The organism is Streptomyces sp. NPDC089919, from assembly GCF_040684615.1.
GTDB lineage: Bacteria > Actinomycetota > Actinomycetes > Streptomycetales > Streptomycetaceae > Streptomyces.
In genome coordinates this window covers 1-22744 of sequence record NZ_JBFBGK010000035.1, presented here as the reverse complement: position 1 = coordinate 22744, position 22744 = coordinate 1, and the positions used below count along the sequence as shown (strand labels likewise).

The 22744-nt window shown below is 72.2% G+C and carries 20 protein-coding genes and 1 tRNA gene; 14 read left to right on the top strand and 7 right to left on the bottom strand.

The features are described 5' to 3' along the window. The first annotated feature begins 714 nt into the window (after positions 1 to 714). From AB0O40_RS16725 to AB0O40_RS16715, 3 genes are all read left to right on the top strand, one after another. Positions 715 to 787: transfer RNA gene (locus AB0O40_RS16725), tRNA-Arg, on the top strand. A gap of 65 nt (positions 788 to 852) precedes the next feature. Continuing rightward, entirely contained in the window at positions 853 to 1068 is a 216-nt protein-coding gene (locus tag AB0O40_RS16720) for a cold shock domain-containing protein (protein ID WP_365041311.1), read from the top strand. A gap of 4 nt (positions 1069 to 1072) precedes the next feature. Continuing rightward, complete coding sequence (locus AB0O40_RS16715; protein ID WP_365041309.1) at positions 1073 to 1609, top strand: hypothetical protein; 537 nt, start codon at positions 1073 to 1075, stop codon at positions 1607 to 1609. On the opposite strand, the gene AB0O40_RS16710 is transcribed toward AB0O40_RS16715, so the two are convergent. The 3 genes from AB0O40_RS16710 to AB0O40_RS16700 all read right to left on the bottom strand — a co-directional run bounded on the left by AB0O40_RS16710 (position 1581) and on the right by AB0O40_RS16700 (position 3684). Then, the gene (locus tag AB0O40_RS16710) at positions 1581 to 2216 is read right to left on the bottom strand and encodes a sortase (RefSeq protein ID WP_365041306.1); all 636 of its coding nucleotides are present in this window, start codon (positions 2214 to 2216) and stop codon (positions 1581 to 1583) included. The two genes, AB0O40_RS16715 and AB0O40_RS16710, sit on opposite strands and share 29 nt — an antisense overlap. 297 nt (positions 2217 to 2513) lie before the next feature. Further along, positions 2514 to 2714: a hypothetical protein gene (locus AB0O40_RS16705; protein WP_365041303.1), complete on the bottom strand. Its 201-nt coding sequence runs from the start codon at positions 2712 to 2714 to the stop codon at positions 2514 to 2516. A 139-nt stretch (positions 2715 to 2853) separates the two neighbouring features. Then, positions 2854 to 3684, bottom strand: coding sequence for a hypothetical protein (locus AB0O40_RS16700; RefSeq protein WP_365041300.1), 831 nt, complete (start codon positions 3682 to 3684; stop codon positions 2854 to 2856). Between the two features lie 161 nt (positions 3685 to 3845). On the opposite strand from AB0O40_RS16700, the gene AB0O40_RS16695 reads away from it, so the two are divergent. The 5 genes from AB0O40_RS16695 to AB0O40_RS16675 all read left to right on the top strand — a co-directional run bounded on the left by AB0O40_RS16695 (position 3846) and on the right by AB0O40_RS16675 (position 10804). Next, positions 3846 to 5069, top strand: coding sequence for a CapA family protein (locus AB0O40_RS16695; RefSeq protein ID WP_365041297.1), 1224 nt, complete (start codon positions 3846 to 3848; stop codon positions 5067 to 5069). A gap of 161 nt (positions 5070 to 5230) precedes the next feature. Beyond that, positions 5231 to 7489, top strand: coding sequence for a cache and HAMP domain-containing protein (locus AB0O40_RS16690; RefSeq protein ID WP_365041294.1), 2259 nt, complete (start codon positions 5231 to 5233; stop codon positions 7487 to 7489). Positions 7490 to 7495: 6 nt separating this feature from the next. Next, on the top strand, positions 7496 to 9169 hold the full coding sequence (gene pgsB, locus AB0O40_RS16685; RefSeq protein WP_365041291.1) for a poly-gamma-glutamate synthase PgsB: 1674 nt from the start codon (positions 7496 to 7498) through the stop codon (positions 9167 to 9169). Beyond that, positions 9166 to 9648 carry a poly-gamma-glutamate biosynthesis protein PgsC/CapC gene (locus AB0O40_RS16680; RefSeq protein WP_365041288.1) on the top strand — a complete coding sequence of 161 codons (483 nt, stop codon included), beginning with the start codon at positions 9166 to 9168 and terminating at the stop codon, positions 9646 to 9648. Before pgsB ends, AB0O40_RS16680 begins: the two co-directional genes overlap by 4 nt. A 79-nt stretch (positions 9649 to 9727) precedes the next feature. Then, positions 9728 to 10804, top strand: a complete 1077-nt coding sequence (locus AB0O40_RS16675) for an NlpC/P60 family protein (protein WP_365041285.1) — start codon at positions 9728 to 9730, stop codon at positions 10802 to 10804. A 75-nt stretch (positions 10805 to 10879) separates the two neighbouring features. Here AB0O40_RS16675 and AB0O40_RS16670 read toward each other — a convergent pair whose 3' ends face one another. After that, entirely contained in the window at positions 10880 to 12592 is a 1713-nt protein-coding gene (locus AB0O40_RS16670) for an MFS transporter (RefSeq protein ID WP_365041395.1), read from the bottom strand. Between the two features lie 258 nt (positions 12593 to 12850). Beyond that, entirely contained in the window at positions 12851 to 15454 is a 2604-nt protein-coding gene (locus tag AB0O40_RS16665) for a hypothetical protein (RefSeq protein ID WP_365041282.1), read from the bottom strand. A 183-nt stretch (positions 15455 to 15637) separates the two neighbouring features. Here AB0O40_RS16665 and AB0O40_RS16660 point away from each other — a divergent pair, with 183 nt between their 5' ends. The 3 genes from AB0O40_RS16660 to AB0O40_RS16650 all read left to right on the top strand — a co-directional run bounded on the left by AB0O40_RS16660 (position 15638) and on the right by AB0O40_RS16650 (position 17954). Continuing rightward, positions 15638 to 16384, top strand: a complete 747-nt coding sequence (locus AB0O40_RS16660) for a GPP34 family phosphoprotein (RefSeq protein WP_365041280.1) — start codon at positions 15638 to 15640, stop codon at positions 16382 to 16384. Positions 16385 to 16598: 214 nt separating this feature from the next. Beyond that, the gene (locus AB0O40_RS16655; protein WP_365041277.1) at positions 16599 to 17483 is read left to right on the top strand and encodes a helix-turn-helix transcriptional regulator; all 885 of its coding nucleotides are present in this window, start codon (positions 16599 to 16601) and stop codon (positions 17481 to 17483) included. A gap of 258 nt (positions 17484 to 17741) precedes the next feature. Further along, complete coding sequence (locus tag AB0O40_RS16650) at positions 17742 to 17954, top strand: DUF397 domain-containing protein (protein WP_365041275.1); 213 nt, start codon at positions 17742 to 17744, stop codon at positions 17952 to 17954. Positions 17955 to 18172: 218 nt separating this feature from the next. Here the strand turns inward: AB0O40_RS16650 and AB0O40_RS16645 are convergent, their stop codons facing one another. Next, positions 18173 to 19033: a hypothetical protein gene (locus AB0O40_RS16645; protein WP_365041272.1), complete on the bottom strand. Its 861-nt coding sequence runs from the start codon at positions 19031 to 19033 to the stop codon at positions 18173 to 18175. Positions 19034 to 19196: 163 nt separating this feature from the next. Here AB0O40_RS16645 and AB0O40_RS16640 point away from each other — a divergent pair, with 163 nt between their 5' ends. After that, positions 19197 to 20381, top strand: coding sequence for a PLP-dependent aminotransferase family protein (locus AB0O40_RS16640; protein WP_365041269.1), 1185 nt, complete (start codon positions 19197 to 19199; stop codon positions 20379 to 20381). Between the two features lie 4 nt (positions 20382 to 20385). Here AB0O40_RS16640 and AB0O40_RS16635 read toward each other — a convergent pair whose 3' ends face one another. After that, positions 20386 to 20778 carry a hypothetical protein gene (locus AB0O40_RS16635; RefSeq protein ID WP_365041266.1) on the bottom strand — a complete coding sequence of 131 codons (393 nt, stop codon included), beginning with the start codon at positions 20776 to 20778 and terminating at the stop codon, positions 20386 to 20388. A gap of 96 nt (positions 20779 to 20874) precedes the next feature. Between AB0O40_RS16635 and AB0O40_RS16630 the strand changes: the two genes are divergently transcribed. Together AB0O40_RS16630 and AB0O40_RS16625 are read left to right on the top strand one after the other, a co-directional pair. Then, the gene (locus AB0O40_RS16630) at positions 20875 to 21843 is read left to right on the top strand and encodes a sigma factor (RefSeq protein ID WP_365041263.1); all 969 of its coding nucleotides are present in this window, start codon (positions 20875 to 20877) and stop codon (positions 21841 to 21843) included. A gap of 289 nt (positions 21844 to 22132) precedes the next feature. After that, positions 22133 to 22405: a hypothetical protein gene (locus tag AB0O40_RS16625; protein ID WP_365041261.1), complete on the top strand. Its 273-nt coding sequence runs from the start codon at positions 22133 to 22135 to the stop codon at positions 22403 to 22405. Positions 22406 to 22744 lie beyond the last annotated feature (339 nt).

The window sequence follows — 22744 nt, the reverse complement described above, 5'->3', positions numbered from 1 at the left end:
TCGCACGGCACGCGGCATCGGGTGCCGTGCGCTGTCGCGCTGTCTTGGATCAGGCGATGGGTTCCCACCACGTCGGCACCGCGCCCCGCTGCTGCAGACGTCCCCCGTCGCAGCTACGGCCGGCCGCTCATCCCCCGCGTGCCGCGCTCCGGTGGAACGGACCCCCCGCCCGTTCCGCTCGACCGGCCGGGCCGCTCGAGCTGCTGCAACATACGTTCGGGTCGTTCGGCGGTGTCAAGGGTGATTGGTTCCGCGGCGAAACAAAGCGGCACATCCAGCCAGGCCACGAAAGGGGATGTGCCGCCCAAAGGGGCACCCGGGGCGTTCGCCCGTTTGACGCCGGAAGGAGTGCGGATGTGCGGTGCGGGCACCGGGGGCGGGGACGCGGTGCCCACCCATCACTCACAGAAGATCCGCGCACCAAACACCAGCGGTCATATGCCGATTGAGCATGTACACGATCTTGACTGGGGCCCGGCATCCGAAACGAGGCCGAGCGCACGGTTTCCCACAGGTTCTCCACAGGCCACACACAGGGAACGGCCGAATCCAGAGCGTGAGCGGCGTCACTGCGGGGCGTCGGGTCGGCGATCGGGCCGGGCGCCCGGTCCGTGCCGGCGCCTCGCGCGGGGGAAAGTGCCCCGTACGCTCGGCACACCACCCGCTACACTGACGGCGGCGGTCTGCCCCCTGGTGGGGGCGGGTTGCCGGTCGGCCTTCGTAGCTCAGGGGATAGAGCACCGCTCTCCTAAAGCGGGTGTCGCAGGTTCGAATCCTGCCGGGGGCACAACGGGCAGAGGCCCCTCACCGATCGTGGTGGGGGGTCTTTGGCGTATCTGGGGAGGGGTTGCCGTGGTCGAGGGTGTGGTGCGGGAGTGGTTCGAGGAGGAGGGGTGGGGGGTGGTGGACTGCCCGCAGACGCCCGGGGGGTGCTTCGGGCACTTCTCCGTGGTCGAGATGGCGGGGTTCCGGACCCTGCGCGCCGGGCAGCGGGTGCGGCTGGACTTCGAGGAGCCGGGCTTCCTCCAGGACGGGTACGCCTACCGGGCCACCCGGATCGTGCCCTAGCGCCGTGGCGGGGACGCTGCTGTTCCTCGATGTGGACGGGCCGCTGAACCCCTACGCGGCCAAGCCGGAGCGGCGGCCGGTGGGGTACACGACGATCCGGGTGCCTGCGGCCGGGCGGCGGCCGTTGCGGGTGTGGCTGCACCCGGGGCACGGGGCGGCGCTGATAGGGCTCGGATACGAGCTGGTCTGGGCGACCTCGTGGATGGGGGACGCCAACAAGTGGATCGCCCCGGTCCTCGGGCTGCCCGAGTTGCCGTTCGTGGACTTCGGGGAGGCGTTGTTCCGGGAGCGGCCCGACGGGGTGCACTGGAAGACGGACCCGCTGATCGAGTACGCCGGCGGGCGGGCGTTCGTCTGGGTGGACGACGAGCAGGGCGAGCTGGACCACGCCTGGGTCGCCGCGCGGCATCCCGGGTCCGCGTTGCTGCACCACGTGGATCCGCGGGTGGGGCTGCGGGAGGACGACCTGCGGGCGCTCGAGGGGTGGCTCCCCCGGCCCCCCGCCGCACCCGTTACGCCGCCAGGCTCGCGTACAGGATGACGTTGTTGGCGCGGTGGCCGTCCTTGATGGGGCCGCCGCAGGTGAGGAGGCGGAGTTCGGGGGTGGGGGTGGGGGTGTAGACCTTGGACGTGGGGAAGTCGGTCTTGGGCACGTCCTGGATCTCGCGGATCGTGAAGGTGGCGGTGGCGCCGTCGGCCCTGGGGACGCGGATCTCGTCCCCCGGGGCGAGCCGAGCGACGTTCTTCATCAGGGCGGGGCCGTGCTTGGTGTCGTAGTGGGCGACCAGGACGGCGACCCCCTTCTCCCCCGGGGTGACGCCGCCCGTCCACCAGCCCGGGTCGTCCGCGGCGGTGTCCGGGTCCGGGACGGCGAGCTCGCCGGCGGCGTCGGTGGTGAGGTCGAGCATCGTCGTGGCGTCGACGCCGGCCGCGGGGATCTGGAGGCCGGTGGGCTTGGACGCGGCCAGCGGCCGGGCCGCCGGGGTGGCCGGCTGGGAGGCCGCCACCTTGTTGCCCACCCCCGGGTCCGCGGCGTCCACCGCGGCCCCTCCCCCGCACGCGGTGAGTCCGCCGGTGGTGAGGGTGGCCGCCAGGAGCGCGCCGGCCAGCGCCCGGTGCCGGGGTCGGGGTCGGGTCTTCGTCTGCATGGATTCGTCCTCGTCGCGTGGGGTGACCGACGGCGAACGGATCGTGGCCGGGGCCGGTGCGGGCCGCGGTCCGGATCGAGCCTGGCCCGCGGCCCTCGTCGGCCGCAGGCCGTCTCGCCCGCGGGCCCGCGAGCCGCAGTCCGTGCCGTCCCCTCGACGCTAGGAGGGCCGTGTCCCGGGCAGGGGTACGTGGTGTAACGGTTGCCCCGATTTACTCCAGCGAAGGCGTTACGCCCCCCACGGGAACGCGAAAGCCCTCCCGGCCGACATCACCGGGAGGGCACCTGCGTACGGCCGTCAGCTCAGGCCCTTGCTCCGCTCGCCGATGCGGTCGCCCTGGGGGGAGCCGGAGCGCTTGAGGGCCGCCTTGGTGTGGGCGCCGCCCTTGACCTTGCTGTGGAGCGGGCCGCCGAAGCCGTGGTCCGCCGTGCGCGGGGGTCCGGCCGGCTCGGCCGCCCGTACCGCCGCGCGGAGATCCTTCTTCTGGTCCTTGGCCATGGCGTCGTCACTCCTTCGGAACCCTGCGACAGAGCCCTGAGACAGATTTACCCGATCGGACTACTGGGATCGTATGCAGATGTCCCGATTTGCGCACCCCCGGAGTCACCATCTCCCGCGCCCCGGGGGTGGCCCCGGCTCAGTCCTTCGACCAGCGCGAGGTCAGGACCGTGATCGCCTCGGCGACCTTGTCCAGGCTCTCGCTGTTGGTCCGGATGCCCCGGTTCATCTCGATGTGCAGGAAGCGCAGCCGCTCCTCGGCCGCGACCTGGCCCTGCTCGTTCGAGGTGCCGGAGAGTTTGCACTTGCGGGCCCAGGCCTGGCAGACGGCGAAGTCGGCGTCCTCGAGTCCGTTGGACAGCCGCTTGGCGTCGGACACCGCCCGGTCGCCGGCGCCGGTGGAGACCACGACGTCGTACTCGGGGAAGGACTCGTTGGCGAAGCCGTGCAGCTGGACCCCGGGCAGCTTCCGGCGCATGAGCTCGTCGATCACGCTGTGGAAGACGGAGTCGGTGCGGTGGGCCACGTCGGCGGAGTTGCCGACGCCCGCCGTGCGGTGCGCGCCCGCGAGGACGAGGATGCCGCCGGGCTCGCCCTGGAGGACCCGCGCGCCGAGGCGTTCGGTGTTCTCGTCGGCGATGGGGTGCGGGACCTGGACCGACCAGCGGACCGGCTCGCTCAGGTCGACGTAGACCCGGCCCCAGCCCCGGCTGCGGCTGCCGGTGGCCTGCACCGCGTCCGCGACCTCGGCGTACCGGCGGTTACTGACCCGGTCGGTGAAGGTCTGCAAAGTGAAGTCGACCTCGGCGAGCTTGGCCTTGGCCGCCGCCTGGTCGCCGTCGAGCAGCAGCGAAACGGCCTGAGTGAGCGTCAGGCGTTCATCCCGGCTTGGGATGCGGTACCCACCGCGTTCACCAAAGGCTGTTGTGTATTGGGTGATCCGTTCTTCCAGGTCAACGCCCGTTGTCACCCGCGGCTTCGGCTTCTCCTGCGGACCGGCAGAGGGTTGCCCATCCCACAGCGTGATACACGCCACAATCGCGAGGATGGAAGCCACAGCGCCGAAAGTTATTGCAATCGTTATTCGTTTCGCGGGAGATGCGCTCATAGTCAGATGAAAATACCGGAGTGATGACCAACGCCGCCCGAACCGCCACCTACCGAACCGGGGCACTCGCACTCCTGCTGAGCGCCGCTCTCACCGGATGCGGACTCCTCGGCGGATCAGACTCCGGAGGCGGCTCGGCCGCAGGTGGCCGCAGCTTCACGGTGGCCGCGGCGGGCGACATCCTGATCCACCCGGAGCTGACCGACCAGGCGGCGCGGGACGCGAAGGCCGAGGGCAAGACCGGCTACGACTTCGACAAGATCATGGGCGGCGTGAAGCCGGTCATCAGCAAGGCCGACCTGGCGATCTGCCACATGGAGCCCGTCATGGGCAACCCCAACGGCCCGTTCGAGACCTTCCCCCGCTTCCTGATCCCGCCGCAGATCGCGACCACGATCAAGCACATCGGGTACGACACCTGCTCCACGGCCTCGAACCACACCCTCGACCACGGTCCCGAGGCGGTCTTCCGCACCCTGAACTTCCTCGACAAGGCCGGGCTCAAGCACACCGGCTCCTTCCGCAACAAGAAGGAGTCCGAGACGCCCAACATCATGGACGTCAAGGGCGTCAAGGTGGCGCAGATCTCATTCGCCTTCGGCTTCAACGGGATCCCGGTCCCCAAGGACAAGCCGTGGATCGTCAACGAGACCTCCCTGGCCAAGATCTCCGCGGCGGAGAAGGCGGCCCGCAAGGCCGGCGCCGAGGTCGTCATCCTCTCCATCCACTGGGGCCGTGAGCACCACCCGGACCCGACCAAGCCGCAGCTCCAGATGGCCCGCCAGATCGCCGAGAAGACCGGGATCAACCTGGTCATCGGCCACCACGCGCACGTGGTGCAGCCCATGGAGAAGGTCGACGGCATGTGGGTCGCCTACGGTCTGGGCAACCAGCTCGCCCGCCACGACGTGCCCAGCGGCCTGACCGAAGAGGGCATCATCGGCTGGTTCGAGTTCCACGAGAACAAGAAGGCCCGCGGCGGCTGGGACGTCCAGGCCCGCTACGTGCCCACCTTCACGGACATCCCGCCGGACCCCGAGGTCGAGCTCGGCAACGCCTCCAGCGAGTTCAAGCCCGTCCGCGACCACCGGCTGATCGTCCCGGCCCTCGCGCTCAAGGAACCGGAGAAGCTGCTTCCGGAGCAGCGTTCCCGATACCGTCTGGCGTTCGAGCGGACTTCCGGCACCGTCGAGAACCGGGGGGCAGCCAAGGACGGCCTCCGTCCGCTCGAAGGACTGCCGGACTGAGCCCGACCGGGCACGGCCGACACCGCGCGACGCCCGGCAGCCCCGGGCGCGCGCGCCCACGCATTTCGACAGCAACACGCACCACCCGGATCCAGGAGAGGAGCGCCCCTGTGGCCGCTTCGCGTACGAAGCGGCGGCACAAGGTCCGCCGAAGGGCCGACATGTCACTGCTCGGTGGCATACGCCCGCCGATAGCCGTGCTGTCCGCCCTGCTGCTCCTCCTGGCGGGCGTCACCGCCCTGAGCCTGGGTAGCGTCCGCAAGGACGGGATACCCAAGGCCGTCCTCACCTCCCAGCAGCACTTCGCCGAGGACGGGGCCATCGCCCTGCGCGCGTCGCTGGACGAGAGCGTCACCGACCTCAACCGCGCCGCCTCGCTCTTCTCCTCCGGCGACCCGGTCGCCCCCGACGCCGTCCTCGACAAGATCGGCAGCGTCTACCAGAAGTGGCGCGGCACCGCGGTCGTCGAGATCAGCTCCGGCCGCCTGCTCGCCGCCCGCGGCGAGAACCTGCCGCTGACCGCCATCGACCGCAGCAAGCTGTCGGGCGAGAACGGCCTGGCCCCGCGCATGGTCCGGCTCAAGGACGGCGAGGTGCGGCTGCTGACCCTCTCGCTGCTCTCCTGGCCGGGCAAGCCCCAGCAGCTCCTGGTCTCCTCCAGCAGCCTGCGCGTCCCCGGCATCAGCCTCGGCGGCTTCCGCTCCATCGCCGTGGTCGACCCGAGCGGCAACATCCTCAGCAGCGACGGCATCCCCGAGCCCGAGCAGGTGCTCACCGACGGCGACCGGGTCGACGTCAAGCGGGACACCAAGCAGCTGAAGTCCTTCGCCAAGACCGCGGCCAAGCGCACCGACGGCAACCCGCTGAAGACCAAGGAGCCCGGCTCCGGCGGCTTCCTCGGCGTCAGCGGCAGCCTGACGGGCGGCATCTCCGACGGTGACCGCGCGGTCGCCGGCTACGCCTCGCTGGCCGGCCCCGAGCCCGGCGTCGGCACCATGGCCACCAGCCTGGGCCTGACCGTCGTCGCGATGGTCCCGGTCTCCGAGGACACCCGGCCCGCCTCCGACGCCTTCATCGGCACCGCCGCGGCCGGCGCGCTGCTGCTCATCGGCGCGCTGGTGATCCTCCTGCTGGTCACCACCGTGCAGCGGCCGCTGGTCGCGCTCTTCCTGGAGAGCCGCCGCCTGACCCGCGGCGACCTGCACCGCCCCGTGAACATCCCGCGCACCGGCGAGGGCGCCCGGATCGGCCTGGCGCTGGAGCGGCTGCGCTGCCAGCTGCTCGGCCAGCCCGACCCCGGCCAGGACGGCATCAACACCGGCGGCAAGATCCGCAAGGCCGGCGTGCGCACCCTGGTCGGCCTCGCCCTGGCGCTGCTGCTGGCCTGGTGCCTGCCGCTGGGCCTGCTGGTCAACCGCGCCGGTGACGACGTGGTCGTCCCGCAGCAGGTCGTCAACGACCAGCGCGAGCGCACCGACACCCTCAACGACCGGGTCCGCCGCGCCCTGAACGAAGGCCACGCCGACCTCGTGTCGGTCGCCGCGATCATGGGCGAGAAGGAGGCCACCCCCGAGCGCATGACCAGCGTGCTCGAGCACACCCTCCAGGAGCACAACCGCTACCAGCGCCTGTACGTCCGCGACGCCAAGGGCAACGTCCTGGCCAAGGCCGGCGGCGACCCCAAGGCCCCGGTGGTCACCAAGGCCGGCGCCAAGCCGCTGGTGATGGCCAAGGCCGGCAAGGAGCCGGTGCTGGTCGGCACCGCCGAGGTCTCCGGCAGCGACAAGGCCGTGGTCGGCGAGTTCCGGATCGACTTCCTCAACGCGCTGCTCAAGCGGCCGGGCCTGGGCCAGATCCGGGTGCTCGACAACGACCACCGGGTCATCGCCTCCAACAGCGGCTACCGGGCCTTCGAGAAGCTCGACAACTCCCGCCTGGACGCCCTGGTCACCGGCTCCGCGCTGAAGGTCGGCATGTCCCCGCGCCCGTCCGGCGTGCTCTACCGCGACCACGGCCAGCAGACGGTCGCCGCCTCGGCGCCCTTCGTCGGCGGCGGCGCGGCCAAGGGCATGAACTGGGCCGTGGTGAGCTGGCAGCCCGCCAAGGGCCTGGACATCCCCGAGTACAGCCTGCAGAACCGCACGGTGCTGGCCGGCCTGCTCGGCCTGACCGCCGCGGCCGCCTGCCTGGGCTGGCTGCACATCATCGTCGTACGCCCGCTGCGCGAGCTCGCCAAGCGTGCCGAGGCGCTGGCCGAAGGCGACCGCCGCACCGTCCTCTACCCGACCCACCACGACGAGGTCGGCGCCGTCACCCGCAGCCTGGAGGTCATCAGGCAGCAGCTCGTCGAGCTGAAGAAGCGGGAAGCCAGTGGGAACGCCGGGCGGGCCGGTAGTGCCACCCCGGCCGGAAGGAACTGATCCGCCGTGCTCTTCCTCTACACCGTGCTCGTGGTCTGCTGCGCGTTCATGCTGGTCGCCGGCATCATCGAGCAGCGGCGGCACTTCGCCAACCTCGAGGAGATACCGACCCGGGTGCTGGTCAACGGCATCCGCGGCAAGTCCTCCATCACCCGCCTGGTGGCGGGCGCGCTGCGCGGCGGCGGTCTGGTGACGGTCGCCAAGACCACCGGCACCGCGGCCCGCTTCATCCACCCGGACGCCACCGAGGAGCCGGTCTACCGGAAGTTCGGCCTGGCGAACGTCGTCGAGCAGATCGGTATCGTGCGCCGCGCGGCGGCCTACCAGCCGGACGCGCTGGTCATGGAGTGCATGGCGGTCATGCCCCCGCTGCAGGAGCTCAACCAGCAGAAGCTGATCCAGTCCACCATCGGCGTGCTCTGCAACGTCCGTGAGGACCACGTCGCCGAGATGGGCCCGACCCTCGACGACATCGGCCGCTCGCTGTCGCGCTCGATGCCGGTCGGCGGCATCTGCGTCACCGCCGAGAAGGACCGCTTCCACGTCCTCCAGCAGGAGGCGGACGCCCGCGACTGCCAGCTGATCTACGCCGACCCGGACATGGTCACCGACGAGGAGCTGCGCGGCTTCTCGTGGTTCACCTTCAAGGAGAACGTGGCGATCGCACTGGTCGTCGCCGACCTGCTGGGCATCGAGCGGCAGACCGCCCTCCAGGGCATGTACGACGCGCCGCCGGACCCGGGCGTGCTCTCCGTCGAGCGGTACGTCGTGCCCGGTGACAAGAAGCTCCGCTTCGGCAACATCTTCGCGGCCAACGACCCCGAGTCGACGCTGATGAACATCCAGCAGCTGATCGACCTGGGCGCGATCAAGCGCCCGCTGAACGTGGTCATCAACTGCCGTCCCGACCGCGTCGAGCGCAACGGCCAGATGGGCCAGATCGTCCCGGACATCAAGCCGGAGAAGGTCTTCGTCATCGGCCACCCGTCCAAGTCCGCCATCGACGCCATCCCGGCGGAGTGGCGCGACCGGGCGATCGACCTCGGCGGCGAGCGCGACGGCGAGGAGTTCATGCACGAACTCCTCGGCCACCTGGGCCCCGACTCCTCGCTCGTCTCGATCGGCAACATCCACGGCCAGGGCGAGATCCTGCTCGAGCACCTGGCCGAGCTGCCCAACTTCGAGGACGAGGACGACGTCGAGGCGGCCCTGCCGGGCGCGCAGGCGCACCACCCGCGGCACGACCAGACCATGGCGCTGTACGTCAAGCACCTGGACCCGTACGCGAACATCCCGGCCGCCGAGGAGGCCCGCCGGATGCAGGCCCCGCCGGTCCCGCGGCCGCGCCAGCCCCAGCAGCCGTACCCGCCGCAGCCGTTGCACCAGCAGGGCCGGCCGGTCACGCAGCAGATGCAGCACGTGCCGCCGCAGCAGTACGTCCAGCCGCTGCCGCAGCAGCAGCCGTACGGGGACCAGTACGCCCAGCAGGGCCAGCAGCACCAGCAGTACGGCCAGCAGGCCCCGCACCAGCAGCAGCAGCAAGGCCAGCAGCAGTACGGGCAGCAGCAGCGGCCCGAGGCCCCCTGGCCGCCGTTCCAACAGCAGCAGCCCCAGCGGCCGCAGCAGCAGCAAGAGCCCCACCCGACCCAGCAGTGGCAGAGCCCAGGAGAGCCCCGTTGATCCCCGCCGTACTCACCCCCGAGATCGCCGCGATCGGCATCGCGCTGGGCCTGCTGTTCTCGCTCATGTGCTACCTGACGACGAACCTGTCGCCGGGCGGCATGATCACCCCGGGCTGGCTCGCCCTGACCCTCATCGAGGACCTGCAGCGCGCCGCCCTGGTGATCGGCATCACCGTGCTCACCTACCTGCTGACGCTGCTCACGCAGAAGTTCGTGATCCTCTACGGCAAGCGCCTGTTCGCCGCGGTCGTGCTCATCGGTGTGCTCCTGCAGGCCACCGTGGTCATCGTGCTCCAGATGGAGTTCCCGCTGCTCTACGCGAACCAGACCCTGGGCTTCATCGTCCCGGGCCTGATCGCCTACCAGCTGGTCCGCCAGCCCAAGGGCGCCACGCTGCTCGCCACCGGTTCCGCGACGCTCATGACGTACGTCGTCCTGACCGCCGGAATCCTGCTCGGATTCATGCCGCACGTGTAAGGCTGGCCCGAACACGCACGCGCAGTCCGCACCCGCATCCGCCCGCAGTACCTTCTGACCGACCCGCCCGGAGCAATCGATGAGCGAGCTCAAGCCCAAAAAGAAGCGTCCCGTCCTGCATGCCGTCACGGTGGTGGCGCTGCTCGCCGGCAGCGCCTACTTCACCGTCGAGCTGCGCAAGGACGAGCAGGCCAAGGCCCCCGTGGTCGCGAGCGTGACGGACGGCGTGAGCGCGGCCGGCAAGAGCGCGGACGCCGGCCAGCAGAAGTGGGAGCGCCTGAAGAACCCCGAGCGCTCCGTGCTGCGGGACGGCAGCGGAAACGTCCTGGCGACCTTCACCGACGGCGCCCGTACCGCCACCCTGACCGGGCCCAGCCGTACCTTCACCGAGCCGGCCAACACCAAGACCCGCGTGGTGACCAGCGACTGGGTCCGGCTGATGCCGGAGTCCTGGCGCAACGGCGCCGAGCGCGAGCAGTGGTTCAAGGAGTGGTTCAAGAAGTTCTACGGCAGCGAAGAGGACGACATCTTCGCGATCGCCTTCCAGTACGGCGACCAGGCCCCGGTCAAGAAGGACGCGGACGGCACCCCCTACGCGGGCGACGCGGCCTTCGGCCCGATCAACCCGAACGGCTCGGTCGGCAACGACCTGCGCGAGGAGCAGTCGGACTTCTACGACTACCTCGGCCAGTCGTACACCTTCCGCAACGGCGAGACGATGGCCCCCGAGGCCGCCAAGTACCGCGCCATCGACTGCTCCGGCTTCATCCGGACCGTCTTCGGCTACCGCAGCCGCTACCCGCTCGCGCCGCTGGACGGCCACGGCGACGGCCTGCCGCGTACCGCCAACGGCATCTCCCGCTCCAACGTCGGCGTGGACATCATCCCGCTCAAGGGCATCACCCCCGCCGACCGGCCCTCCAACATCGACGTGCTGCAGCCGGGCGACCTGCTCTTCTTCAAGCTGGACCAGCGCACCGGGCAGCGCCTGGACCACACCGGCATGTACCTCGGCAACGACACCGAGGGCCACAAGATCTTCATCTCCAGCCGTGAAGAGGCCAACGGCCCCACCATCGGCGACAAGGGCGGCACCTCCCGCCTGGACGGCAACGGCTACTACGCCTCGACCCTGCGGAGCGCCAAGCGCCTCTGACCCGGTCAGCGCACGTACGACGGTGCCCGCCACCCCCGCGAAGGGGTGGCGGGCACCGTCGTACGTACGGGCGGCTCAGGGCGCCTGGGCCGCCAGCTCGTCCGGGCAGGCCGTGCCCCGCGGCAGCTTGTACTTGGCGGCCAGCCGGTAGCGGCCCGGCTCCGGGGCCAGCAGCACCGTCCACTCGTCGCCGAACTCGTCGCCCGAGGCCCGCAGCAGGCAGCCCGAGACGTTCTCGAACTCCTTGGGGTCCGCACCCCGGGCCTTGGACTCCCGGGTCTCACGCGGCGGTTCGACGCCCTTGCCGGCCTCGTCGACCAGGCCCAGCCACGGCGAGTACGGGATGCGCACCAGCACCCGGCCGGCCCGCTGCACGTCGATGACCAGCTCGCCCGCGTCGGCCCGCCGCACCACGGCCGGCGGGTCGGCCAGCGGGGTCGGCCCGTCCACCTCGAAGAGCTGCCAGTTGGCGTCCCCCCACAGCCGCTTCAGGTAGGGCAGGCCGCCGCGGATCAGCTCGGCCTCGCTCTTGCCCCCGGAGTCCGGCGGGTCCTTGGGCAGGACGACGTAGTGCACCGCCCAGCGGTCCAGCCACTGCCGGTACCCGGCCGCGTCGAGGGTGTCGTCGTAGAAGAGGGGGTTGCGCTCCAGGTCCGCCTGCCGGTTCCAGCCGCGGGCCAGGTTGACGTACGGGGCCAGCGCGGAGGACTCGCGGTGGCTGGAGACGGGGATGACCTCCACCCGCCCCCGGTCCGCCTCCACCCGCTGGAGCTGGTCCACCAGCGGCGCCAGCTCACGGGTCCAGGCGGCCTGCGGGGTGGTGCGGACGATGTCGCTGACGCTGTTCACGCCGATCCACACGTTCAGGCCTATGAAGGCCAGCACCAGCGCGTACCAGCGGCGCGAGCGGCGCTCGGCATAGGGGAGCGCGGCCAGCAGCACCACGCCCGCGAAGAGCATCGCGAAGCGGGTGACGTTGGAGCCGATCTGGGAGTCCACCAGCCAGCACAGCAGCACCCCGAGGGCGTACACCCCGGCGGCCACCCGGACCGTCTGCCACCCCTTGGGGACCAGGACGAGCACCAGCACGCCGAAGAGGAACGGCAGCGAGGCGCTGCCCAGCGACAGCGGCTGGGTCCCGGAGAAGGGGAACAGCCAGGAGGACAGCCCCACCACGACCACCGGCGGCAGGCCGATGGAGAAGGCGCCCGGCCGTCGGCCGCTCAGGAACAGCGCGGCGGCCACCACGCCCAGGAAGAGCCCGGCGACCGGGCTGGCGGCCGTGGAGAGGCCCGCCAGGGGCGCGGCCACCGCCGCCTTGCCCCAGCGGTTCTCCGCCCACTTACGGGGCCAGCAGAAGACCGCGGCCACCGCGCCCAGCGCGAAGAGCAGGCCCAGCCCGAAGGTCACCCGGCCGGAGAGGGCGTTGCAGAAGAGCGCGAACACCCCCGCCAGGGCGGGCGGCAGCGGGTCCTTCACGGCCCCCCGGCAGCGGCACAGGATGAGCGTGAGCAGCCCCGCCGAGAGCGTGCCCGCGATCATCATCGTGGTCCGCACGCCCAGCAGGGACATCAGGTACGGGGAGACGACGCTGTAGGAGACCGGGTGCATCCCGCCGTACCAGGCGAGGTTGTACGCGGAGTCCGGGTGCCGGCCCACGAACTCCGCCCAGGCGTCCTGGGCGGCCAGGTCCCCGCCGCTGTTGGCGAAGAGGAAGAACCACACCAGGTGCAGCACCGCGGCCACCGCGGTGGTGAACAGGACCGGACGGCGGCGCGCCAGGGCCAGCGCCCGGTCCCGGCGGCCCGGGCCCCCGGGACCGCGGTCCGCGGGCGGGCCGGCGTACGGCGGCGCGGGGTCCTGCTGCTCGGCGGTCGTCACTCAGACTCTCCACTCTCCCGTGCGGCCCGCCCGCACGGCGTGCCGTGCGGACGGGCCGTCCGGCGGGACAGACGCCCCGCGGCGCCCCGGGGTTGCCCGGGGCGCCGCGGCGGTCGTATGCGTCTCACCTCTGTCGTGTGTCCGGCTCGTCGGGTCCCGGCCGGGCTAGCCGACGCGGGTCAGCTTGCTGCCGATGCCGGGCTCGGCCAGCGCACCCTGCACCGCCACCGGGACCTTCACCTGGCTGGCGCCGGACCCGATGGTCAGGGTGCCGATCCGGGAGCCGTCGGCGGCGGTGTGCGGGACGCCCTTCTTGCCCTTGGCGGTCAGCCGGATGTCGACGGTGACCGAGGGCCAGCCGATGGCGTCCACGTCCGCGGTGGCGACGAGCGGGGTCTGCCCGCCGAGGCCGTCGTCCACGTACCCGACCACATCGCCCTTCTTGACGACCTTCGCGCTCACCAGCATGTCCTGGGTGGCCAGCATGATGCGCTTGCTGGCCGCGATGGCGTCGTCGAGGATGTGCGAGGTGTGCTGGGCCAGCACCGCGCCGACGATCAGCTGATCGGTCTTGCCGACCATCTTGTGGGCGGCGAAGAGCAGGTTGCCGCCCGCGGCGGTGGTGGAACCGGTCTTGATGCCCAGCGCGCCGTTGTACGGGACGAGGTCGTTCCAGTTGCGCCACTTCTTGCCGGACGGGTCGACCCAGTAGGGCAGCTTGGTGATGTCCATCAGCGCCTTGATCTCGACCAGCTTCAGACCCAGCTTGACCTGGTCCTCGGCGGTGGAGACGGTCGTCGCGTCCAGACCCGAGGGGTCCGTGTACGTCGTGTTGGCCATGCCCAGCTCGCGGGCGGTGTCGTTCATCTTCTTGACGAACGCCGCCTGGTCGCCGGCGTCCCAGCGGGCCAGCAGCCGGGCGATGTTGTTGGCGGACGGGATCATCAGGGCCGCGAGCGCGTCGTACTCGCTGATCTGCTGGCCCTTCTGCACCGTGTTCAGCGTCGACTCGTTGTCCGACTTGTCCTTGCGGCCCTCGTCCTCGGCGGCCTGGTCGATGTCGATCATCGGACCCTTCTCGCCGCGCTTGAGGGGGTGGTCGCGCAGGATGATGTACGCCGTCATCGACTTGGTGACCGAGGCGATCGGGACCGGCTTCTGCTCGCCGAAGGAGCCGACCGTGCCCAGGCCGGCCGCGGCCATGTACGCCTGGCCGTCCTCGGGCCAGGGCAGCGTGGGCTTTTCACCTGCGAAGGAGTAGTTCTCCTTGGCCGTCATGACCAGCTTCGGGTCCGGCAGCGGCCGCACCAGCTGGACGACGACGAAGACGATGGCCAGCAGGACCACCAGCGGGGTCCAGATCTTGAACCGCCGGATCGTCGTGCGCAGCGCGCTCGGCGGCGGGGGCGGGTTGTTCGACAGCTCGGCGAGCATGTCGAGCGGCGGGCGCGGCGGCATCGGCTGCTGCTTGGTGCGCTCGCTCTCGGCGAGTCCGGGGTGCGCGGCGGGGGCCGGGGCCGGGGGTGCGGTGCGGGGGGTCTCCCGGACCGGCGGGGCGTCGTCGCCGCGCAGCGGGACGAAGGTGCTGCTGTTCTTGGGCTGGGCGGCCGTGCCGCCGCCGGGGCCCTGGTCGCCGTTCCGGCTGCCGCCCTGGCCCGGGGCCTGGGGGCGGGCCGGGCCGGTGCCGAAGACGGCGGTGTCGCGGTCGGAGGCGGGGGCGGTACGACCGGGCGCCGGGGCGGGGGCCTGGGGGGCCGGGCCCGCCGTCGGGGGCTTCACGGCGCGGAAGACGGTGGTCTTCTCGACGTCGTCGGCCGGGTCGGCGGGGGCCGTCGGGGGCTTGGTGACGCGGAAGACCGCGGTCTTCTCGGACTCGTCGACGGGCGGCTTCGGAGCGGCCGGACCGCCGGTCGCGGGCTCGGTCGCCGGCTTGTCCGCGGCCGGGGCCGGGGCCGGGTCGGCCTCCGGGAGCCTGGGGGCGCGGAAGACGGCGGTGCGCTCGGAGTCGGGCAGGGGCTGGGCGCCCGGCTTGGCGGCCGACGGGGCGGCCGGCTCGGCGGTCGGCTCGGCGGTCGGCGCCCCACCCGCCGCAGGGGCCTCGGTGTTCGCATTCGCATCGGCCTGGTCGGTGGAGGCGACCCAGGCGGCGACGGCGGAGCGCAGCCCCTCGTCCTCGCTCCGGCCGGCACCCTGACCGGGTACGACCCGGGGGTCGACGGGGGGCTTGGCGGAGGCGGCGGGCTCCCCCGCGGGCGGGGTGCGCCGGGCCGGGCGCGCGAAGACATCGAAGCCGTCGGCGGCCGGGGCGGGCTCGGCGGCCTCGGGCTCGGTCGCCTTGGGCTCGTCGGCCTTGGGCTCGGGCTCGTCGGCCTCGGGCTCGGCGGTCTCGGGCTCGGGCTCGGCGGCCGCAGGCTCGGCGGCGGCGGGCTTCGCCGCCTCGGGCTCGGTCGCCGCGAGCTTCGCGGCCTCGGGCCCGGTGGGCTCGGCCGGAGCGGGCTCGCGTACGGCGGCCTGCGGCTCTTCGGGCGCGTCGGCGGCCTCGGGGGACTCCTCGACGGCCGCCGGCGCCCCAGGGGCCGCCGGGGCGGCCTCCGCAGCCGCGCCCGGCTCGGCGTCCCCGGCCGGCTCGGGCGCGTCCTCGGCGGGAGCGGCGGCCGGGGTCGACCGGGGGCCGAAGAGGGAGAGGCGGGGGTCGTGTTCGGGGGGATTCTGCGCCGTCGTGCCCGACGAACCTTGCTCTACCGACTTGTCGGGGGACTCGCCCGCCACCAGTTCCTCCTCGTTCGCTGTCCGGCTGTCCGAACCGTCTAACAGTGTCCCGTCTGATGCGCATCGCTCTCGCGTCGGACGAGAACGACATAGTTGCCGGTTCCACCACAAAGCGGCCAGGCACTCTCGACAGATGAATGTGAGAGGGGTCACCCTGTCATTCATCCACGCGGGGAGGCATGGATGGGCAGGAGCCGCAGAACCATTCCGGAGGAGCTTCTGCTGCTCGCTTTGGACCCGGCCACGGGCACCACAGCGCAGCCGCAGTCGCTCGACCTCGGCCTGGCCGGGGCCCAGCTAGTAGAGCTGGCTCTGGCAGGACGAATAGCCCCAGACGGGGATCGTATCGCCGTGGTGATGCCACGGCCGACAGGAGATCCGACCTTGGACTCCGCACTGGAACTGCTGCGCCGTCGCGGCAGCCCGGTGAGGGCCGTCCATTGGATCGGCGGACCCCGCCTGGGGCTCCGCCAGACGTACCTCTCGCATTTGGAGCGGTGCGGCATGGTGCATGCCGTGGCCGGCCAGATGTGCGGGGTGCTGCCGACGACTCGCTACCAAGCGACGGACACGGCGATCAGCCGGGAGATCAGGGCCCGGCTGGACAGTGCGATCCGCACCGGCGTACCCCCGGACCCGCGGACCGCGGCGCTCGCCGCACTGGCCCACGCAGTCGGTCTCGGCAAGCACCTCTACCCCGGCAATGAGGGGCGTTCCTCCAGGTCCCGGCTGCGGGACCTGATCAGGCACGACCCCATGGGCGGCCTCGTGGCGCACGCCGTGATGGACGTCCAGAACGGCGCGGGCGCACAGCCGCGCCGGGCCCAGGCGCAGCCCCAGCCTTCGGGGCCGTCCCGGGCGACCGCGGCGGCGGGCGTACCCATGCAGCCGCGCCGCGGTGTGGCGATGGCCCGGGCCGCCGCCCACTGATCACACGTACGACCGCTCGACCGCATCACCCCACCGAACCCGGTTCGGGAGCCGCCAGCGCGCGGGGTGGCGGGGCCGGAGATCCGGTCCCGCCACCCCGCGCGTCTGCATTCCTGCAACTTTCCCAGCGCCAGGCCCTCTTCGGTGGCAGTCTGCACATCAGTGGATACACAGAGACACAGATACACACAGACCGACCGGAGGTGCCGTTCCCGTGGCGTCCAATGTCAATCCCACCGTCCGACGCCGCCGACTGGGCATGGAGTTGCGCAAGCTCCGTGAGGACAAGGGCATGACGGCGGAGCAGGTCGCCGAGCGCCTCCTCGTCTCCCAGTCGAAGATCAGCCGCCTGGAGAACGGCCGCCGTTCCATCAGTCAGCGCGACGTACGCGACCTCTGCGAGGTGTACGAGGTGGAAGACCGCAGGCTCGTGGACTCACTCATGCAGATGGCCAAGGACTCCCGCCAGCAGGGCTGGTGGCACGCCTTCGGCGACATCCCCTACAGCGTCTACATCGGCCTGGAGACGGACGCCGCGTCCCTGCGGGTGTACGAACCGCAGATCATCCCGGGCCTGTTGCAGACCTCCGACTACGCCGCCGCGATCATCCGCGGGGCGCTCCCGGAGACCCCGCAGCTGGACATCGAGAAACGCGTGCAGGTGCGGATGCGCCGGCAGGAACGTGTCTCCACCGACGACCCCGAGGCCGAGCGCGGTCCGCTGCGGCTGTGGGCGGTCATCGACGAGGCGGCCCTGCTGCGCCGGGTGGGCGACTCGCAGGTCATGGTGCGGCAGCTGGAGCACCTGATAATGCAGTCGGAACTCCCGCACGTCACCGTCCAGGTCATGCCCTTCAGCATGGGCGCGCATCCCGGCGTGAACGGCCAGTACGCGATTCTGGAATTCCCGGACGCCTCGGATTCGACCGTGGTCTACATCGAGGGCGTCACCAGCGACCTGTACCTGGAGAAGGCCAACGACGTACAGAAGTACAGCGTCATGTACGAACACCTGCGGGCCCAGGCCCTGAATCCCGACGACACCCGCAAGTTCATCGCGGAACGCATCCAGGAGCACGCGGCCCGTCAGGAGTCGTGACCCGGCGAGAACCGGTGAGACCCGGTGAGATCCGGCGAGACCTGCCGAGACCCGGCGGGATCCGGTGAAATCCGGGCAAGACTCGAATGGCGCGGCACGGTACACCGAGACCGGTCCGTAATGGAAGACCCCACTGGAATATGCCATCCGGTCGAGTGAATGGCCCCTTCACCCGGGCGGATGGGCGAGTAGCGTCGATCACGCCAATCAGGAACAGATTGGCGCCACATCACCACATCACGCTGGACCGGAGTGAACATGGCTATTCTTCAGGGCGCCACGGAAGTCTGGACGAAGTCTTCTTATTCCGCCGGAAACGGCGCGTGCGTCGAAGTCAAGTCGCCCGTCGTCGAGGAGATCGCGGTGCAGGACTCGAAGGTGACGGCCGGCCCGGCCCTCACCTTCGCGCCGGCCGCCTGGACGTCCTTCGTCTCGGGCGTCACCCGGGGGCCGCTTGGCCACCTCGGCTGACCGTCCGGGGAGACCTCCCCGGGCGTCCGCCGTCGCACCGCACCACTGGAAAGAGCCCTCTCGACTGGCCCGCCGTCCCGGCCGAGGGGGCTCGGCCACGCCCGGCCGGGAGCCGTGCACGACTCCCGGCGCGGACCCCGAACCGCCCGGACCGGCTGCGATCCCGCCAGGCTCGCAGCCGGCCCGGGCGCCGGCGTGTCAGGGCTCCCGCCCGGACGTCAGGCCCGGAGCCGGTCCACGTAGCGGTCCGTGCCCGGGACCGTGGGGATGAAGGGCGCGACCAGCTCGACCCGGCCCAGTCCGGTGGCGGCCACCTCATCGTCGAGGCCGAGGAAGCGGTCCACCCAGACCTCCCGGGGGTCCTGCTCGAGGAACCAGAGCAGGGTCAGCCGGGTGTCGACCCCCTCGACCTGCTTCACGTACGTCATCCGGTCCCCCGGCAGCGGGGTGGGCCGGAAGACGGTGACCATCGCGGCCGGGCCGCCCGCCAGCCGCTTGGGCAGCAGCCGGGAGCGCAGCAGCTCCAGCAGTTCCGCCCGCCGGTCCGCCCCCTCGGCGTCCACCACCGTCACGACCAGGCCCGCGTACGGGTGGTCGAGGGCGTGGAAGTCCCGGGGGCCGGCCGCCCCGTCGCGGTAGACGGTGGCCTCGTGGTCCTGGAAGGCCGTGAAGACGTGGGTGCGGTCCTGGTAGACCCGGCCGTCGCGGTTGAGGCGCTTGTTGATGCCGACGGTCCACTTCATGTGCTCGTCGTAGCGGCCCTCGGTGACCCAGTACGTCGAGATGTAGCAGCCGGCGGTCACCGGCTGGGCCACCGCCGACTTCTCCGGGTAGCGCAGCTCCTGGAGGTCCCGGGTGGCCACCCAGCGCCGGCCCGCGTACATCCAGGGCATGGCCATCGCCCCGGCGTAGTAGTGGTCGTCCTCGTACCAGCGGTTGTAGGCGTACTCGTGGCCCGGGTGCGGCTCGACCATGGTGATCAGCGCGTGCCCCGGGTGCACCCCGTACGGCCCGACGGCCGCCAGCTCGGCGTAGTCCCCGGCCCGGGTGTCCTCTGCTCCTGCGTCCTGAGGTGTCATGGCACCGGTGTAGCTGATGCTGCGTCAGATGGGGAGGGGTCGGGCGGTCGCGGGTCCGGCCCTCGGACAGGTAGGTGGCTGATGCATGTTTTTTGGCTAGGGTGGCGGCCAGCCTGGTAGCAGGGCGGGTCACGTCCACACCGGAAGACGTCAAGGAGCCTCCATGCGCGCTCAGTTGCCCCCGTTCGCCGCTCGTGCGACCTCGGTCGCCGCCTCGCCCGTACGGGAGATCCTGGCGCTCACCGAGCGGCCCGGGGTGATCTCCTTCGCGGGCGGGCTGCCCGCGCCCGAGCTCTTCGACGCGGCGGGCCTGCGGGCCGCCTACGACGGGGCCTTCGCGGACTGCGCGGGCCGGGCCCTGCAGTACTCCGTCACCGAGGGCGCCACCGAGCTGCGGGCCGCGGTGGCGGCCCGGGCGAGCGGCCGGGGGCTGCCCACCGCCGTCGAGGACGTGCTGATCACCACCGGCTCCCAGCAGGCGCTCACCCTGATCGCCGCGACCCTGCTGGAGCCGGGCGACACGGTCCTGGTGGAGAACCCGACCTACCTCGCGGCGCTCCAGTGCTTCGGCATGGCGGGCGCGCGGGTGGTCCCGGTCCCGTGCGACGAGGACGGACTCGATCCGGCGGCCCTGGAGGAGCTGGTGCGGCGGGAGCGGCCCAAGCTGCTCTACTCCGTCCCCACCTTCCAGAACCCGACCGGCCGGACGCTGCCCGGGGAGCGGCGCCGGGAGGTGGCCGCGGTGGCCGCCCGGCTGGGCCTGTGGCTGGTCGAGGACGACCCGTACGGGGACCTGCGGTACGAGGGCGCGGAGGTGCCGTGGCTGGCGGCGCACCCGGGGGCGGAGGACCGTACCGCCCTGCTCGGCAGCTTCTCCAAGATCATGGCGCCGGGGCTGCGGCTGGGCTGGCTGCGGGCCCCCGGCGAGCTGCGCCGGGCCGCGGCCCGCGCCAAGCAGGCCGCGGACCTGCACACCTCGACCATCGACCAGATAGCGGCGGCGCGTTACCTGGCGGCGGTGGACCTGAACGACCACCTGGACAAGGTCCGCGGGGCCTACCGCGAGCGGCGGGACGCGCTGCTGGCCGGGCTGGGCGGCGCGCTGCCGGCCGGCTCGGTCTGGAACCGGCCGGCGGGCGGCATGTTCGTCTGGGCCCGCCTCCCGGAGGGCCACGACGCGGCCGCCCTCCTCAAGTCGGCGGTGGCCCACGACGTGGCGTACGTCCCGGGTGCCCCCTTCTACGCCACCGCCCCGGACCCCCGCACCCTGCGGCTCTCCTTCACCACCCACACCCCGGCGGAGATCACGGAGGGGCTGGAGCGGCTCGGGGTGGCGTTGTCCGTCTGAGGGTTCACGGGCGGCGCAGCGCGAGGTGTGCCAGGTCGAGGATGCTGAGCCCGAACATCAGCACCCCGAGCGGGACGTGGAGCGCGGGGTGGTGCGTGACCCCGAGCACCACCTGCGCGGACGCGAGGACGAGGAACCCGCCCGCGTGCCCGATCCGCCGGGCGGAGCCGCCGCCCGGCCGCCAGGCGAGCACGGCGGCCAGCAGGTAGAGCATCGACGCCGCGTACATCACGCGCGCGCCGACGCTGTGCAGCGTCTCGCCGGTGGCGGAGGTGAGCAGCAGCCCGGCGGTGCTCGCCTGGCAGAGGATCGTCAGGGTCTGGAGGGCTATGGCGACCCGGAGGAAGGTGGCCGAGCGGGGGGTGGTCGGGGTGCTGGGGGCGGCGGTGGTGGCCATCGGGGGCTCCTCGGCTGCGGTGATCGGTACTGTCTCGCTGGTCCGACGACGCAGCCCCGCGGAATGTGAGGCGGCGTCCTTGAACGGGGGGCTTGGATGGACGTGTGGGACCCGGGCGGCGCGGTACTCGTCGCCGAGCGGCGGCAGTTGACGAACGTGGCGTACCGGCTGCTCGGTTCGCTGACCGAGGCGGAGGACGCGGTCCAGGAGGCGTACGCCCGCTGGTACGCCATGCCGGCGGCGCGGCGGGCGGCGATCGGCTCGCCGGGCGCCTGGCTGACGACGGTGGCCGGCCGGATCTGCCTGGACGTACTGGGCTCGGCCCGGGCCCGCCGGGAGAAGTACGTCGGCGCCTGGCTGCCGGAGCCGCTGCCGGACCGGACGGAGTGGGGCCGGGGCGGCGGGTCGGGCGGCCCGGACGACCCGGCGGACCGGGTGGTCCTGGACGACTCCGTGAACATGGCCTTCCTCGTCGTCCTCGAGACGATGACCCCGGCGGAACGCGTCGCCTTCGTCCTGCACGACGTCTTCCGCTACCCCTTCGCCGAGATCGCCGCCGTCGTCGGCCGCACCCCGGCCGCCTGCCGCCAGCTGGCGGCCTCGGGACGCCGGCGGGTCCGGGGGGCGTCCGCGGCGGGCTCGGCCCCGGGGACCCCGGGCGACCCGGCCGGGCGGACGGGGCCCCGCGGGGCGGGCGGCGCGGTGGCCGAGCAGGCCCGGCTGGTACGCGAGTTCAAGGTGGCCTGGGAGGCGGCGGACGTCTCGGCGCTGGTCGCCCTGCTGGACCCGGACGCCGTGATGACGGCGGACGGCGGCGGGCTGGTCGGTACGGTCCTCCGCCCGGTGGCGGGCAGCGGCCCGATCGCGCAGTACGTCCGGGCGATCGCCGACAAGGCACCCGGGCTGGTGCTGCTGGAGCGGCAGGTGAACGGCCGGCCGGGCCTGGTGGCCCAACACGGCGGCATGACCGCGACGGTAGCCGCCTTCGCCGTGACCGACACCCACATCACCGACATCTGGGTCATCCGCAACCCGGCGAAGCTGGGGCCGTGGCTGACGCCCTGACCGCGCCCGGGGCCCGCCGCGCATACCCAGCCCCGCTGGGGGCACCTCCCAGCGGGGCTGGAACGCCGGACCACCGGCCAGGGTGGGAGGTTCCGGCGGGGCGCGAGCCCAAAGGGCGGGGCGGACCCCGCCGTTCAGCGGGTGTTACCGAGGGCCCCCTTGGCACAACCATGTCGACATGTCTACATCCGCCCACAGGCGTGACCACCCCCGTTCCCCCCACGGCTACAGACGCCGCGCACACCGGACCGCAACCCGTCAGGGCGGGGCAGCGTTTCGGCCTGACGTCGTGACCGCCCGCGGGAAGTCCTCCGCGCAAGACCTCGTCGCCCACCTGGCCGTCCCCGTCCTGCTGGTCGGCTTCGTGCTGCGCAAGGTCGGTGAACGGCAGGGAGCCGCGGGGCTCGTGGCGGCGGGGACGGCGGCGCAGTTCGCCGCTGTCGTTCCGGTCGCCACGGCCCTTCTGTGGGCGCGGATCCGTGGCCGGCGCGTCTCCCCCGGTGTCTGGGCCCTCCTCGGCGCCTGGACGGTCACCACCCCGCTCGTCTGGGGCGCCCGCTGAACTGCCGGTGCCGGCGCCTCTCAGGCGCCGGTACCGGCGCAGGTGTGCGCATCCGCGACGGTGGCCGCCTTCGCCGTGACCGACACCCGCATCACCGACATCTGGGTCATCCGCAACCCGGCGGAGTTGGGGCCGTGGCTGACGCCTTGACCGGACAGCCCCGCCGTCGTTTGAGGCGACCGTCGCGCAGCGGCGGTGCGGCTTGGGCGCGACCCCGCGCTTCCAGCCCCGCCGGCGCTTGAGGCGACCGTCGCGGCAGCGGCGGTGCGGGGGCTCCGGGGGCGGCCGCCCACCGGTTTCGGGAAGGGGCGGGGTGGGGAGGCGCGGCCGTGGCGGTCG

Coding starts and splice junctions, on each gene's coding strand:
- AB0O40_RS16635 (WP_365041266.1), bottom strand. CDS start 20,778: ATGGCCACCACCGCCGCCCCCAGCACCCCGACCACCCCCCGCTCGGCC.
- AB0O40_RS16645 (WP_365041272.1), bottom strand. CDS start 19,033: ATGACACCTCAGGACGCAGGAGCAGAGGACACCCGGGCCGGGGACTAC.
- AB0O40_RS16660 (WP_365041280.1), top strand. CDS start 15,638: ATGGGCAGGAGCCGCAGAACCATTCCGGAGGAGCTTCTGCTGCTCGCT.
- AB0O40_RS16690 (WP_365041294.1), top strand. CDS start 5,231: ATGTCACTGCTCGGTGGCATACGCCCGCCGATAGCCGTGCTGTCCGCC.
- AB0O40_RS16710 (WP_365041306.1), bottom strand. CDS start 2,216: ATGCAGACGAAGACCCGACCCCGACCCCGGCACCGGGCGCTGGCCGGC.
- AB0O40_RS16705 (WP_365041303.1), bottom strand. CDS start 2,714: ATGGCCAAGGACCAGAAGAAGGATCTCCGCGCGGCGGTACGGGCGGCC.
- AB0O40_RS16630 (WP_365041263.1), top strand. CDS start 20,875: ATGGACGTGTGGGACCCGGGCGGCGCGGTACTCGTCGCCGAGCGGCGG.
- AB0O40_RS16675 (WP_365041285.1), top strand. CDS start 9,728: ATGAGCGAGCTCAAGCCCAAAAAGAAGCGTCCCGTCCTGCATGCCGTC.
- AB0O40_RS16695 (WP_365041297.1), top strand. CDS start 3,846: ATGACCAACGCCGCCCGAACCGCCACCTACCGAACCGGGGCACTCGCA.
- AB0O40_RS16640 (WP_365041269.1), top strand. CDS start 19,197: ATGCGCGCTCAGTTGCCCCCGTTCGCCGCTCGTGCGACCTCGGTCGCC.
- AB0O40_RS16650 (WP_365041275.1), top strand. CDS start 17,742: ATGGCTATTCTTCAGGGCGCCACGGAAGTCTGGACGAAGTCTTCTTAT.